Source organism: Streptomyces sp. NPDC091271 (assembly GCF_044757505.1).
Lineage (GTDB): Bacteria > Actinomycetota > Actinomycetes > Streptomycetales > Streptomycetaceae > Streptomyces.
Map to the genome: position 1 here is coordinate 35,771 of NZ_JBIVVD010000003.1, position 14,769 is coordinate 50,539.

At 71.6% G+C, this 14,769-nt stretch carries 8 protein-coding genes; 4 read left to right on the forward strand and 4 right to left on the reverse strand.

The genetic code is table 11. The features are described 5' to 3' along the window. Positions 1-5 precede the first annotated feature (5 nt). From ACIQM3_RS11960 to ACIQM3_RS11975, 4 genes are all read left to right on the forward strand, one after another. On the forward strand, positions 6-878 hold the full coding sequence (locus ACIQM3_RS11960) for a TylF/MycF/NovP-related O-methyltransferase (RefSeq protein WP_401622507.1): 873 nt from the start codon (positions 6-8) through the stop codon (positions 876-878). A gap of 99 nt (positions 879-977) precedes the next feature. Continuing rightward, on the forward strand, positions 978-4,430 hold the full coding sequence (locus ACIQM3_RS11965; RefSeq protein WP_401622510.1) for a CDP-glycerol glycerophosphotransferase family protein: 3,453 nt from the start codon (positions 978-980) through the stop codon (positions 4,428-4,430). Next, positions 4,427-7,273: a CDP-glycerol glycerophosphotransferase family protein gene (locus tag ACIQM3_RS11970; RefSeq protein WP_401622513.1), complete on the forward strand. Its 2,847-nt coding sequence runs from the start codon at positions 4,427-4,429 to the stop codon at positions 7,271-7,273. The genes ACIQM3_RS11965 and ACIQM3_RS11970 overlap by 4 nt, the downstream gene beginning before the upstream one ends. Then, positions 7,270-8,418, forward strand: coding sequence for a glycosyltransferase (locus ACIQM3_RS11975; protein WP_401622516.1), 1,149 nt, complete (start codon positions 7,270-7,272; stop codon positions 8,416-8,418). Before ACIQM3_RS11970 ends, ACIQM3_RS11975 begins: the two co-directional genes overlap by 4 nt. A gap of 83 nt (positions 8,419-8,501) precedes the next feature. Here ACIQM3_RS11975 and ACIQM3_RS11980 read toward each other — a convergent pair whose 3' ends face one another. The 4 genes from ACIQM3_RS11980 to ACIQM3_RS11995 all read right to left on the reverse strand — a co-directional run bounded on the left by ACIQM3_RS11980 (position 8,502) and on the right by ACIQM3_RS11995 (position 14,644). Continuing rightward, positions 8,502-10,736 carry a CDP-glycerol glycerophosphotransferase family protein gene (locus tag ACIQM3_RS11980; RefSeq protein WP_401622519.1) on the reverse strand — a complete coding sequence of 745 codons (2,235 nt, stop codon included), beginning with the start codon at positions 10,734-10,736 and terminating at the stop codon, positions 8,502-8,504. A gap of 180 nt (positions 10,737-10,916) precedes the next feature. Continuing rightward, positions 10,917-11,795, reverse strand: a complete 879-nt coding sequence (locus tag ACIQM3_RS11985) for a carbohydrate ABC transporter permease (protein ID WP_401622522.1) — start codon at positions 11,793-11,795, stop codon at positions 10,917-10,919. 100 nt (positions 11,796-11,895) lie between these two features. Further along, positions 11,896-13,275: a carbohydrate ABC transporter permease gene (locus ACIQM3_RS11990; protein ID WP_401622525.1), complete on the reverse strand. Its 1,380-nt coding sequence runs from the start codon at positions 13,273-13,275 to the stop codon at positions 11,896-11,898. Positions 13,276-13,279: 4 nt separating this feature from the next. Next, complete coding sequence (locus ACIQM3_RS11995; RefSeq protein ID WP_401622528.1) at positions 13,280-14,644, reverse strand: ABC transporter substrate-binding protein; 1,365 nt, start codon at positions 14,642-14,644, stop codon at positions 13,280-13,282. Positions 14,645-14,769 lie beyond the last annotated feature (125 nt).

The window sequence follows — 14,769 nt, forward strand, 5'->3', positions numbered from 1 at the left end:
ATGACATGAGCCGCAAAACACGCGTACTGTCCGGCCCCATGGCTTGGCGCAACGCCGTCAACGGCGTCCTTCAGCAACTCACCGGATACCAGCTCAGGCGCGCGACCCTGCCCGCTCCCCGCTCCGCCCCCACGGGGCCGCCGACCGCCGTGCCGAAGCCGCCCGCGGCGCCCGCCCGGAAGGCGGCGGCCAAGAAGCCGCCGCAGTTCCCCGCGGACTACGACGACGAGGCGAAGGACGTCATCCGCGCGGTCAAGCCGTACACGATGACCTCCCCGGAGCGGCTCAACGCCTTCGTCCTCGCGACGCGGCACGTCGTCAAGCACGGCATCCCGGGTGACATCGTCGAGTGCGGGGTGTGGCGCGGCGGTTCCATGCAGGCCTGCGCCAGGACGCTGCTGTCGCTCGGTGAGACGGAGCGCGACCTCTACCTCTTCGACACGTACGAGGGCATGACGCCGCCCACCGCGGAGGACCTGCGGCGGGACGGCAGGCCGGCCCAGGAGCTGCTGGACGCGCAGGGCAAGGACCGGCCCATCTGGGCCGTGGCCTCCCTGGAGGACGTACAGGCCGGGTTCGAGCAGGTCCCGTACCCGAAGGACCGCATCCACTACGTGCAGGGCAAGGTCGAGGACACCGTCCCCGGGCAGGCGCCGGAGCAGATCTCCATCCTCCGCCTGGACACCGACTGGTACGCGTCGACGAAGCACGAGCTCACACACCTGTACGGGCGACTGGTCAGCGGCGGGGTGCTGCTGATCGACGACTACGGCTACTGGCAGGGATCACGCCAGGCAGTGGACGAATTCCTGGAGGAGACCGGGGAACAGCTTCTGCTGCTGCGCATGGACGAGGGCCGCATCGCCGTCAAGCCCTAGGCGCAGTGCCCCGTTGCGAGCCCCGTGCCTCCCCGGCACGGGGCTCGTTCCATACAGAGGAAGTCCGTTCGTCCGTCCGGAAGGATCGTGCGCAGCGTCATGGCACCCCGTCTCACCGTCGTCGTCCCGCTCTTCAACGTCGAGGAGTACCTCGGAGCCTGCCTGGACTCGCTCGCCGGGCAGACCATGGCCGACCTGGAAGTCGTCATGGTCGACGACGGTTCGACGGACGGCAGCGCCGACGTGGCACTGCGGTTCGCCCGTCAGGACTCCCGTTTCCGGCTGATCCGGCAGAAGAACGCCGGGCTGGGGGCGGCGCGCAACGCGGGCGCCGGACAGGCCCACCCGGACGCGGACTTCCTGACGTTCGTCGACAGCGACGACGTCGTGCCACCGGGCGCCTTCGCCAGGATGCTCGGTGAACTGGACGCATCGGGATCGGACTTCGCGACGGGCAACGTACTCAGGCTCCGCGCGAACGGGGCGCTCGAACAGTCCCCCATGTTCCGCAGGCCGATGGAGAAGGCCCGCCGGGCCACCCATGTCACCCGGGACTGGATCCTGCTCGGCGACCGCATCGCGTGCAACAAGGTGTTCCGCAGGTCCTTCTGGGACCAGCACGCCTTCGCCTTCCCGACCGGGGTGCTGTACGAGGACATCGCCGTGGTCCTGCCGGCCCACTTCCTGGCCCGGAGCGTCGACGTCGTGGAGGAGCCGGTCTACCACTGGCGGGACCGCGACGGCTCGATCACCACCCGGCGCGCGGTGGCCCGGGGCATCCGCGACCGGGTCACGGCGGTCTCCACGGCCAGCCGGTTCCTCGGTGACCGGGGTATGACGGAGGCGAAGCGGCGCTACGACGAGCACGCGCTCTCCGGTGACCTGTGGCTGTTCATCGAGGCGCTCCCGGACGGTGACGAGAGCTTCCACGAGGCCTTCCTCACCCACGCCAACGCATTCGCCTCGACGGTCGAACCCGCGGTCCTCGACGCGCTGCCCCTGCATCTGCGGGTCAAGTGGCAGCTCATCCGGGAGCGCAGGACGGCGGAGCTGCTCGCGCTCCTGGCCCACGAGTCCACCGACCGTGACACCTTCCACGTCCGGGGGCGGCTGCGGCCCAGGGCCCAGTACCCGGGGGTCGACGCCCCTCTCCCGCACAAGGTGACCGGACTGTCCGCCGTGGACCTCCCGGTGCACGCGCATCTCACCGAGGCCGTGTGGAGGGACGGGCTGCTGCACCTCAAGGGGTACGCGTACGTCCGCAACGCCCCGGGGAGGTCGGCCGGGGCCGGCTGGCTGAGGTCGGGGCGCCGGCTGATCCCCCTGCGGCTGCGCAGGACGGCGACGGACGAGGCGACGGCCGGATCGGGCCGCTCACTGCACCACTACGAGCGGTCCGGCTTCGAGACCGTCGTCGACCCGCGCCGGCTCGTCACCAGGGGCACGGCACGGGGCACCCGCACGCTCTGGAAGCTGGAATCCGTCGTCGTCGGCGCGGGGCGCCCGCGACGCGGCCCGATGCGGCTGCTCGGCAATCCGGCCGCGCCCGCCGTGCGTTACGTCGACGAGCGCACCCGGGTCGTCCCGCTGCTCTCCGGGAACAAGCTGGAGCTGCGCGCCGAGCGGGTGGACGCCGTGCTCGCCGGACACGGACCGACGGAGGCCGGGGACGGGATCCGGATCGCGGTGCGGCTGCTGGGCAAGGACGCACCGACGGTTCTGCGGCTCCAGGAGTGGCGTACGAAGGAGACCCGTGAGTTCCCCCTGGTGCCCGGCGAGGACACCGACGGCCGTACCCTCCTCGCCGAGGTGCCGCTGGTGGTGTTCGGGGGCTCCGACGGCGACTGGGGTGTCCAGCTGGCCGGCGGAGCGCGACGGCTCACGGTCGCGGCCCGACCGGAGACCGACGCCGGCCGGTATCCGCTGCCCGGCGGCCGTGAGGTCCACGCCGCCGCCAATCCCTCCGGGGACCTGGTGCTCACCGACCGGGACGTGCGGCCCGTCGTCACGCGTGTGTCATGGACGGACGACGCCCGGCTGGTCCTGGAGGGGGCCTTCCCGGCGGCGCGGCACGACCCGGTCGAGCTCGTCCTGCGCCACAGCGGCCACCAGGAGGAGCACACCTTCGCCGTGGAGCGGACGGGTGACGGTTTCCGTACGGTGCTGACCCCGGGGGCGGTCGACGGGGCAGGCGGCGCCCTGCCGCTCGCCGAGGGCCGGTGGTACCCGTTCCTCCGGGAGCGCGGCGAGACCGACCCGGAGCTCTACCTGCCGCTGCGCGTGGTGCACCAGCTGCACGCGGAACTGCCGCTCGGGCGCGCGTCGGGAGGACGTCTCTTCACCCTGGAGCGGCGCTTCCACGACCGGATCTCCCTGCGTTCGGGCAGCGCCCTGCCACCGGCGGACCGGGGGGCGTACGGGCAGCGCCGGCTGCGCGAGCGGTACGTGGGCGCGCGCGGCGGGGAGCTCCGGGACGCCGTGCTGTACTCCAGCTTCGACGGGCGCCAGTACTCGGACTCGCCCCGCGCCGTCCACGAGGAGCTGGTCCGGCGCCGCACGGAGGTCGAGCACCTCTGGGTGGTGCGGGACCAGCAGGCCGTCGTGCCCGCCGGGGTGCGCGCCGTGGCCCTGCACAGCGCCGAGTGGCACGAGGCGCTCGCCCGCAGCCGGTGGATCGTCACCAACACCCAGCTGCCCGAGTGGTTCGAACGGGCGGAGGGACAGTTCGTCGTCCAGACCTGGCACGGCACCCCCCTCAAGCGCATCGGCCGTGACCTTGCGGGCACCGCTTTCGCGGACACCGCGTACATGGAGTCCATGCCCCGGCGGGCAGCCCAGTGGAGCGTCCTCGTCTCGCCGAACCGCTTCTCCACGCCTGTCCTGCGCCGCGCGTTCGGGCACACGGGCGAGGTGCTGGAGTGCGGCTACCCGCGCAACGACCTGCTGTACGCCTCCGACCGCGCGAAGGTCGCAGCCGCGGTCCGGCAGTCGCTCGCCGTCCCCGAGGGCAAGCGCGTCGTCCTGTACGCCCCCACCTGGCGCGAGGACCGGCCGAAGCAGAGCGGGCTGTACGGGCTCGATCTCCAACTGGACCTGGAACAGGCGCGGAAGGCGCTCGGGGACGACCACGTCCTGCTGGTGCGCCGCCACTACCTGGTCGGCGGGAGCATCCCGGAGGACGACTTCGTGCGCGACGTGTCACGCCATCCCGATGTCGCCGAGCTGATGCTGATCAGCGATGTGCTGGTCACGGACTACTCGTCCCTGATGTTCGACTTCGCGCAGACGGGACGCCCCATGCTCTTCCACACCTACGACCTGGAGCACTACCGCGACACCCTGCGCGGCTTCTGCTTCGACTTCGAGAACCGGGCACCCGGCCCGCTGATCACCGACTCGGCCTCCGTCGTCGAGGCGCTGCGCGACCCGGAGGCCGCGACGGCGGGCCACCGGGAGGCGTACGCCGGCTTCCGCGAGGCGTTCTGCGATCTGGACGACGGGACGGCGGCCGCCCAGGTAGTGGACCGGATGCTGAAGGGGGCGCAGGCATGAGTACGCACGACTTCAGCTGTGTGATCACCGCCGCGGAGGGCGGGGAGGCAGCACTGACGGCGTCCGTGGAGTCCGTGCTCGACCAGAGCCTGCGCGCCGTCGAGGCCCTCGTCGTCCTGCCCGCCGGAGCCCCCGCCGCCCTGCGGAGCGCGGCCGGCTCGCTCGCCGGGCGCTCCCCGGACCGCATCCGCGTGCTCGACCCAGGCACGGACTCCGTCGCCTCGCTGCGCAACGCCGGCCTGGACGCGGCGCGCGGCACGTACGTCCTCGTGCTCGACGTCGGCGAGCGCCTCCAGCAGCACGCCTGCCGCAACCTCTGGGAGGCCGGGGTCCGGACCCGCGCCGACCTGGTCGCCGGGCGCTGGGCCCGGCTCACAGGGGAGGGGACGAAGGAACGGGAGCCCTCCTGGCAGCACCCGCTGTTCCTCCGCTCCCGTACGGTCGTCCGGTTCTCCGAGGCGCCCGAACTGGCCGTGCGTGACGCCCTGGTGACCGGGTTCTGCGTGCGGCGCGCGGCACTGGAGCGGCACGCGCTGCGCTACGACGAGGACCTCACCCACAGCGGGGTCCTGTTCGGCCCCCTGGTGGCGTCCGTGGTCGGCCGGATCGCCCTCGTACGCCGCCGGATCGTCTCCGGGCGGGCCGTGCCCGACGCGGGCCGGGACCTCGCCGGGCTCGTCGAGGCGCACCGGCGCGTCTGCCACGTGCTGGTGGCCCAGGGGCTCGCGGAACTGCGTGAGCAGCGGGACGGCGCCTTCCTCCTGGACCACCTCGTGCCGCTGGTGCGTGGCTTCCCCGAACTGCCCGCCGCGGCACGCGAACGCGTCGCGGCGACGGCGGCCCGGGTGCTGGCCGGCTGTGTTCCCGAGCCGGTGCTGCTCACCCTCCCGCCCGTCGAGCGCGTCGGCGTCCGGCTGCTGGAGCGGGGGGACGAGGACGGAGTGCTCACCGCGGCGTACGCGCTGCGCAGGAGGGGCGCCGTGGCCGCGCCCCTCACCACGGCGGACGACGGGCGGGTGTACTGGCCGGGCGGCCCCGACCCCGTGCTGGACGTCACCGAACTCGGCCATCAGTACCGGGCGTTCGGCGAGCTGAAGCTGATGAACAGGCTCACCCGCTACGAGGCCGACGGCCGCCGGGTCCTGTTCGAGGGCCGGCTCGTGCTGCCCGCGCACACCGGGCCCGACCCGGAGGGCCGCCTCACGGCCCATCTGGAGTTCCGTGTACGTGACGGCTCCCGCGCCTTCCGCGCCCCGGTCGACGTGCTGCGGCCGGACGCCACGGGGATCAGCTGGTCCGTCCGGGCCGACCTCACGCGCCTGCTGCGCCCCTTCGGCCCCCGTGACACGGTGTGGGACGCGCGGATGGTCCTGGAGGACGGCCGGACCCGCTCGGTGAGCGATCTCTTCGCCGCCCACGACCTCGTCGGCCCGTCGGAGCGTTCCCCCGCCTCGCCCCGGCTGGGCAGGACGACCGGGGACACCTGGCAGCCGTACATCACGCTCCGGGACCATCTGGCGCTGCGGCTCGAAGCCCGCCACCGGCCCGCCCGTACGGCCCGCCGGCTGGTCCACTACGCCACCCACTTCCGCCCCGCCCGCCGGGCCAGGCTCCTGCTGCGGGCTCTGCGCAAGCGCCGGGACAGGCTGCACGCCAGGGGCTTCAAGGTCTCCGTCTACCGCTCCTGGCTGCTCCGGCTGCCCGTGCGCAAGGGCTCCGTGGTCTTCGAGAGCCACATGGGCACCTGCTACGGCGACAGCCCCCGGGCCGTCCACGAGGAGGTGCGCGCCCGGGGGCTCCCGCTGCGCTGCGTCTGGTCGTACGCCGATTCCCCGGCCGGGTTCCCCGCGGACGCCAGGCTCGTCCGCCGCTGGTCCTGGCGCTATCTGTGGGCCCTGGCACGGGCGGAGTACTGGGTCGACAACCAGGGGTTCCCCCAGCACCTCGACAAGCCCTCCGGTACGGCGTATCTCCAGACCTGGCACGGATCGGCGTACAAGCGCATGGGGTTCGACGAGACCAGGGTGCGCATGCAGAACGCCCCGCAGCGAGAGCGGCTCCAGCAGGCCGTGCAGCGGTTCGACCACTTCCTCGTACGGTCCGAGCACGACGAGCGCACGCTGGCCCGCGCCTACCGGCTGCCCGAGGCCACGCTGCTGCGCACCGGGTACCCGCGCAACGACGCGCTGCTCGCCGCTCGGGCCCGGGACGAGGACCGGGGGAGGTTTCCGCGCCCGGCGCTCGCGGCCGAACTCGGGCTGCCCGACCACCGCAAGGTCGTGCTGTACGCGCCGACCTTCCGGGGCGGGCCGGGCAAGCGCAAGCGGCAGCGGCTGCTCCTGGACGCGGCGCGCTTCGCGGAGCGCTTCGGCGACACGTACACGCTGCTGGTGCGGGCGCACTACCTGGAGGCGGCGACCCTGCCCGCCTGCCCGCCCGGGACGGTGGTGGACGTCTCGCGCCACCATGACGTCAGCGAACTCCTCGCGCTCGCGGACGTCCTGGTCACGGACTACTCGTCGATCATGTTCGACTACGCCCTCCTGGACCGCCCGATCGTCCTCTTCGCCCCCGATCTCGACACCTACGCCGCCGAGCGGGGCAGCTACTTCGACCTGCGGGAGAAGGCGCCGGGCCCGGTGACGGCGACCGAGGAGGAGCTGTTCGCCGTGCTGGCCCGGCTGAAGACCGCGGACACCGGCTTCCAGGAACAGCGCGGCGCCTTCGCCGAGGAGTTCGGAGCGTACGACCGGGGAGACGCGGCCCGGGCGGTCGTCGACACCGTGTTCGCCCGGCATCTCGTCCCGTCCCGTACCGCTCGCACCGGGGAGCCCCGTCGATGAACCGCAGCCGTGATGTCTTCATCGTCTCCAACAGCACCGACGAACTCGGCGGTGTGACCGGGTGGATGCACCGGACCGCCCAGCTGTTCCAGGAGGCCGGCCACCGGGTGCACACCATCGGCATCCACGCCGCCGAGCGGAAGATGGCCCTGCCGGAACCGCCGGGTTACCCGGTGACCGCCCTGTACCCGGCGCATCCGCCGACACCGTGGGCGCCCAGGGGTGTACGGGACCGCTTCCGGTTCGCCGCCCGGCGCGCGGAGGCCGGCCGTGCGGCCCGGAAGCGGCTGGCGGTCGACCAGCTCTCGGAGATCTTCCGGGCGGCCCGGCCCGGAGGTGTGGTGATCGTCAGCCAGGTCTGGGCGATGGAGTGGGTCGGCGAGGCGGACACCGGCGGCATGCGGGTCATCGGGATGAGCCACGAGTCCTACGACTACTCGCGGGCGAGCCATCGCTACCGCTGGATCAAGAACCACTACCCGCCGCTCGACCGTTGGCTCGTCCTCACGGAGGAGGACGCCGACAAGTGGGCGGGCGACGGGATGAACAACGTGGGCTTCATGCCCAACGCCCTGGCCGCGCTGCCCGAAGTGCCCTCCCCGCGCCGCGAGAAGTCGGTCGCGAGCATCGGACGGCTCACCGACCAGAAGGGCATCGACATGCTCCTGGACACCTGGGCGCTGGTCGCTCCGCAACGCCCGGACTGGCGGCTGGACGTGTACGGGGCCGGAGAGGACGAGGCGGACCTCAGGGCGCAGTGCACCCAACTGGGGCTCGATTCCTCGGTCGGGTGGCGCGGGCGCACCGACGACGTCCCCGGGGCGCTCGCCGCGTCTTCCGTCTTCGTCCAGTCCTCACGCGGTGAGGGCTTCCCGCTGGCGCTCCTGGAGGCCATGGCGAGCGGGGTGCCGTGCGCGGCGTTCGACTGCGCGCCGGGTGTACGGGAGATCGTGCGCGACGGTGAGGACGGGCTGCTCGCGCCCGCGGGCGACATCGCCGCGCTCGCCGACCGGCTGCTCCGGCTCACCGGCAATCCCCGGATGCGGGACGCGATGGGGGACCGGGCGCGGACCAACGTCCAGAGGTTCTCCGAGGCGGAGATCATGGGCCGCTGGGAAGAGCTGTTCGCCTTCCTGGAGCGCTGAAGTTCCCGGGGTCTCCGGGGCATCCGGTCACCCCGGGGATGCCCGGATGCCCCCGGGGCGTCCAGTCCCCCGGGGCAGGGGCCTCACCCGTTGCTGTACTCCCTGACGGTCACCTGCCGGGGGACCCCCGCCGGCCCGCAGCTCGGCAGAAGGGCGGGCTGCGGCAGGCCAGAGGTGTCGTCCAGGAAGACCCGGCGCACCACCCGCTCCGCCGCGTGCCCGTCGTCGTACGGGCAGAACCTGGCCCGGAACGCCGCCCGGCGCTGCGCGGAGCGGGGCCCGCGCCAGTGGTCCGTGGCGAAGATCTCGTGCAGCTCCTCCTGGTCACGGGCGACCGCGCCGGGCGGGAAGGCCGCCGGATCGAAGTACGTGCCACGGGCCGCCTCGTACGCCTGGGCGTCCTCCAGGTGCAGGACGACCGGCCGGTCCAGGTTGACGTAGTCGAACATCAGCGACGAGTAGTCCGTGATCAGCCCGTCGGAGGCGAGACAGAGCTCCTCGACGGACGGATGGGCGCTGACGTCGATGATCCGCGGGTTCCGGATGTGCCCGGCGGTGGCCCGGGCCGTCGCGTCCAGGTAGTGGGAGCGGGCCAGGATCACGAAGTGCGGCCCCAGGACGCGGACCAGCTGTTCCAGGTCCAGGGAGTGCCGCTGTGCGCGCAGGTAGTCCCGGTGGGTCGGCGCGTACAGCAGGGCGGTGCTGCCCTCCGGGACACCCAGGCGCTCGCGCAACCGCGCGGCTTCCTCGGGGCTCGTGCGGCGGAAGACGTCGTTGCGCGGGCTGCCGTACTCCAGCGTGGTGTAGCCCGACGGGTAGGTGCGCTCCCAGACGAGGGTGGAGTGCTGGTTGGCCGAGAGCGAGTAGTCCCACTTGTCGACGTTGCGCAGCAACTGGTCGAAGTCCATGGAGCCGGCCGCCGCCGGGCGGTGCACGAGGTCGGTCCCCATGGTCTTCAGCGGGGTCCCGTGATGGGTCTGCAGCAGCACCTGGCCGCGTCTCTTCACGAGCCTGCGGTCGAAGTTGACGTTGTTCACGAGGTACTTGGAGCGTGCCAGCGCCGTCCAGTAGGCGGCCGTCCCCGGGTGCAGCACGCGGGTCGCCTCCGGCACCGAGTGGGCGTCCTGCGGGCGGCAGATCCAGGACGTGCGCAGCCCGGGCACGAGGGCCCTGGCCGTGGCCTCCAGCGCGGCGGGACTGCAGGTGTAGCCGCGGTGCCAGTAGGCGGCGAACACGGCGTCCCCGCTCCGGACGGGCAGCCGCAGCTGGACGCGGTAGTGCAGCTGGAGCGCCGCCGCGCGCACCGCCCGGCGGGTCGCCGAGGCCGCGCGCCCGAGCCTGCCGTGCAGCCGCTGTGCGGCCCACAGGGCGCGGTACGTGCGGTGGGCGCCCAGCCGGAACAGCGCGTGCCGCAGCCGGGTGCGGCGGGGCACGGGGGCGCCGGGGACGCGGTAGCGGCGGCAGTGGGCGCGGGCGCGGCGGAAGAACTGGGCCCGGCTGCCGCGCGGCAGCCGGCCCCGGGAGGTGAAGAGGGTCGAGAAGTGGTCGAGCATCCGGCGGAATATCACCGGGCGCCAGACGGCGAGTTCGGGGCGGTCGTCGATGAAGGCGAAGACCCGGTCGTACTGGTCGAAGACGTCGAAGTGCCGGCGGGTGGTGGTGGAGAGGATGTTGCCCCGGCGCCGCTGGCGGTACTGCACGCAGACGCTGTCCAGCACGGCGATCGACCCGGCGGCCATCAGCACCGGGTAGGTCCAGGGGGTGTCCTCGTAGTAGCCGGGCGGGAAGGTGAAGCCCTCGGCCTCGACGAACTCGCGGCGGTACGCCTTGTTCCAGACGACCATCAGGACCTTGAGCAGCTCGGGCCGCTCCGTGAGCCGGAAGGAGGCGGGGCCGGTCTCGGCGAGGTGGTGGGCGAAGGTGTTGCGTACGCTCTCGCCCGACCAGTACGTACGGGCGTAGTCGTAGACCAGGACGTCGGGGCCGCCGGTGGCTTCCAGACGGTCGGCGATGGCCTGGAGCGCCTCGGGGGAGAAGGTGTCGTCGCCGTCGAGGAAGAGCAGGTAGTCCCCGGTCGCCCGGGCCACCCCGGCGTTGCGGGCCGGTCCGAGTCCGGAGTTGCCCGGCAGGTGGACGGCGCTGACCCGGGGGTCGCGTACGGCGTACTCATCGGCGATCGGGCCGCAGGCGTCCGGCGAACAGTCGTCGACCACGATGATCTCGTAGTCCTTGAAGGACTGGTTCAGCACGGAGTCGAGACACGCGTGCAGATACGCCTGGACCCGGTACGCGGGCACGATGACACTGAACCGGGGCACAACACATCCAGGGGTCGCTCGCGGGAGGGCAGGTGGCCCGCAAACGGCCGATGGGGTGACTTGGTTACGTGGAATATGGCATTCGGGGGAAGTACGAGGTAGGGCGGCCCGATCACGAGTGAACGGGCCGCCCTGGTGTTGACGAACGTATGTGCTGACGTGCCGTTTCGCGGCCGCGCGCTACTTGACGGCGCCCGCCATCACGCCGGAGACGAACTGCCGTTGGAAGGCGAAGAACACCGCCAGCGGGATCACCATGGACACGAAGGCGCCGGGCGCCAGCACGTCGATGTTGTTGCCGAACTGCCGGACCTGCTGCTGCAGGGCCACGGTGATCGGCGGGGACTCCGAGTCCGCGAAGATCAGTGCGACCAGCATGTCGTTCCACACCCAGAGGAACTGGAAGATCCCGAGCGAGGCGATCGCGGGGCCGCCGAGCGGCATCACGACCCGGGTGAACAGGCGGATCTCGCCCGCGCCGTCCAGTCGCGCGGCCTCCAGGAGTTCGCGTGGGATCTCGGCGAAGAAGTTCCGCAGCAGGAAGATGGCGAACGGCAGGCCGAACGCCGTGTGGAACATGATCACGCCGAAGGTCGTCTCGAAGATCCCGATGGTGCCGAAGAGCTCGGAGACCGGGATCAGGGCGACCTGCACGGGGACCACCAGCAGCCCCACGACCACCAGGAACCACCAGTCGCGGCCGGGGAACTCCATCCAGGCGAAGGCGTATCCGGCGAGCGATCCGATGACGACCACCAGGAAGGTGGACGGGACGGTGATCATGACCGTGCTGAAGAGGGAGTCGGTGAAGGTCGAGTTGTCCAGCAGGCGCTGGTAGTTGTCGAAGGTGAGCTCGGTGGGCGCGGTGAAGACCTTCCACCAGCCGCTCGCCGCGATGTCCTCGGCCCCGCGCAGCGAGGAGAGCAGCAGCCCGATGGTCGGCATCAGCCAGAACAGGCCCACCAGGATGAGGAAGACCCGCATGGCACCGCCGCCCGCCCGGGCGGCGATCCTCGCCCCGAGGGACTGCTTGGCCTCTGTGGTCCCGGTCGTCGTCACCGGCGTCCCTCCTTCCGCATGCGGCGGATGTTGCTGTGTCTCCCCGGGGGGCGGCCCCCGGACCCCCGGCAGGAGGCTGGTGTTGTGCAGGCCTGAGCCGTCACCGGCGCCCCTCCTTCCGCATGCGGCGGATGTTGAACAGCATCACCGGGATCACCAGCAGCAGCAGGAGCACGGCGATGGCGCTGCCGACCCCGAGGTCCGCGTCCGTGCCGAACGAGGAGCGGTACAGCTGGAGCGCCAGGACGTTCGCGTCGTCCTGGGAGGAGCCCGGCGCGATGATGAAGACCAGGTCGAAGATCTTCAGGACGTTGATCATCAGTGTGACCAGGACCACCGCGAGCACGGGCGCCAGCATGGGCACCGTGATCCGGCGGAACACCTGCCACTCGTTCGCACCGTCCACCCGCGCCGCTTCGAGGAGTTCGCGTGGCAGTCCCGCCAGGCCGGCGGCGATCAGCACCATCGCGAATCCGGCCCACATCCAGACGTAGCTGCCGATGATGCCCGGCGTCACGAGGGACGGTCCGAGCCAGTCGACCCCGTTGTACGGCTCCCGGAAGTTGTCCGCCGGCAGTCGGAGCAGGGACCCGTCGGCCGAGGCGGGCAGGGTGAACACCCCGTCCGCGCCGGCCGTCGCCGAGGCGACGACCTTGCCGTCCTTCACCGCCTCGACGGTGATGCCCTTGAGGCCGAGCTCCTTCGGATCGACGACGTTGGGTTTGCCGCCGCCGCCCTTGGTGAAGTCGAGCCACGCCGTGCCGGTGATGCCCTCACCCGACGCGGTGGGCGCCTTCGCGGGCTTCGCGTCGCCCGGCATCTTCGCCGGCACCACACCGACCAGCGGCAGGCTCACCGGTTCACCGGCCCGCGCCGGTTCCTTCGTGACGAAGGAACCCCCGCCCCCGGCCTTCAGCGGATGGACGGGCAGCGGATGCGCCTTCGGGAAGCCCGAGGACTGCGCGAACGTGTCGTGGACCCCCACCGCCACGGCGTTGGCGACGCCGCGCTCCGGCGCCTGCTCGTACACCAGGCGGAAGATGATGCCGGCGGCGAGCATGGAGATCGCCATCGGCATGAAGACGATCAGCTTGAACGCCGTGCCCCACCGGATCCGCTCGGTGAGCACCGCGAAGATCAGCCCCAGCACGGTGGCGACCGTCGGCGCGAACACGACCCAGATCGCGTTGTTCTTGACCGCGGTCCGGATGGTGTCGTCCGTGAACAGCGCCTTGTAGTTGTCGAGGCCCGCGAAGCCGGTGCCGGACTGGTCGAGGAACGAGCGGTAGACGGAGTACACGATCGGATAGACGACGAGTGAGCCGAGCAGCACCAGGGCCGGCAGCAGGAACGCCGCCGCGATGGCCCTCCGGGTGCCGGTCACGCTTCCGCGCGGGCGCTTGCCCTTGGCCGTTCCCGTGTCAGGACGCTTGTCGGCGGGGGGCGCGCTGTCCGCGCTCCCCGCTGTCGCTGTGGTCATCCCGTCAGCTCGTGAACGCCTTGGCCGCGTCGGACTCCAGTTTGGCCTGGGTCCCCGCGATGTCCTTCGGGTTCTTCAGGAAGTCCTGGAGCGTCTTCCACTCCCCCTTGCCGGGCGTCCCGCCGAACGACTGCGGGGCCTGGTCGGACATGTCGAACCGGACGTCGTCACCGGCGTCGATCAGCGCCTCGGCCATCGTGCGCTGGACGTCGTTCGGGTACGCGGCAGTGTCCAGCGACTTGTTGGGCGAGATGAATCCGCCCGCCTCGGCCCAGATCTTCGCCGAGTCCTTGGAGGCCAGCCAGGTCAGCAGCGCCTGGGCGCCCTTGCTGTCCTTCAGCGCCACGGCCGCGTCCCCGCCCGTCACCACGGGGGAGTCCGCGCCGACCGCCGGGAACGGGAAGACCTTGGCGTCCGTGCCGATCTTCGCCTTGGTCTGCGCGATGTTGATGGAGACGAAGTCGCCCTCGAAGACCATGGCGCCCTTGGGCTGGTCGCCGCCGGTGAACGTCTGCGTGACGGATGCCGGGAACTCGGTCTGCAGCGCGCCGTCCGCGCCGCCGGAGATCAGGCTCGGCTTGCCGAAGAGCTCGGCGAGCGTGGTCAGGGCGTCCTTGACGGACGGGTCCGTCCACTTGATCTCGTGCTTGGCCAGCTGGTCGTACTTCTCCGGGCCGGCCTGCGAGAGGTAGACGTTCTCGAACCAGTCGGTGAGCGTCCAGCCGTCCGCGCCGCCGACCGAGACCGGGGTGACACCGGAGGCGGAGACCGTCTCGGCCGTGGTCAGGAAGTCCTTCCAGGTCTTCGGCTCGCTCGCGCCCGCGTTCTCGAACGCCTTGGTGTTGTACCAGACCAGGGACTTGTTGGCGGCCTTGAAGTAGACGCCGTACTGGGTGCCGTCGACCGCGCCCAGGTCCTGCCAGACCTTCGAGTAGTTCTGGCCCAGCTGGGCCCGCGCCTCGTTGCCGACCGGCTTGGCCCACTTCTTGGCCACGGCCTGCTGGATCGCGCCCACCTGCGGGATCATCGCGACGTCCGGGGGCTGGCCGCCCGCGATCTTCGTACCGAGGAAGTTGACGATCGGGTCCTGTGCCGGGACGAAGGTGACCGTGGCACCCGTCCGCTTCTCGAACTCGTCCAGGACCTTGGTGAAGTTGGCCTGCTCGGGTCCGGTCCAGACCGCGGCGACCGATATCTTCTCGCCGTCCAGCTTCGGCAGATCGACGCTCGACGCGCTGTCCCCGCTCTTCTCCGTGCCCTTGTCCGCCTTGTCCTTGCCGTCGCTGTCGCCGCTGCATCCGGCGAGGGCCAGCGCCCCGATCGCGGTGAACACCATTGCGGCCCTACGCATTCGAAGGGTTGTGCGCATCCCTGCCCCGTCTCTCCTGCGCGCGCATGAGCGCCGACCGGCACCAACGGTGGCAGTGTGCGGTGCCGTTCACGTCTCACATCGTGCGGTTCACGTCGTCCGTGCGCACAGTCCTATGCCCGGCA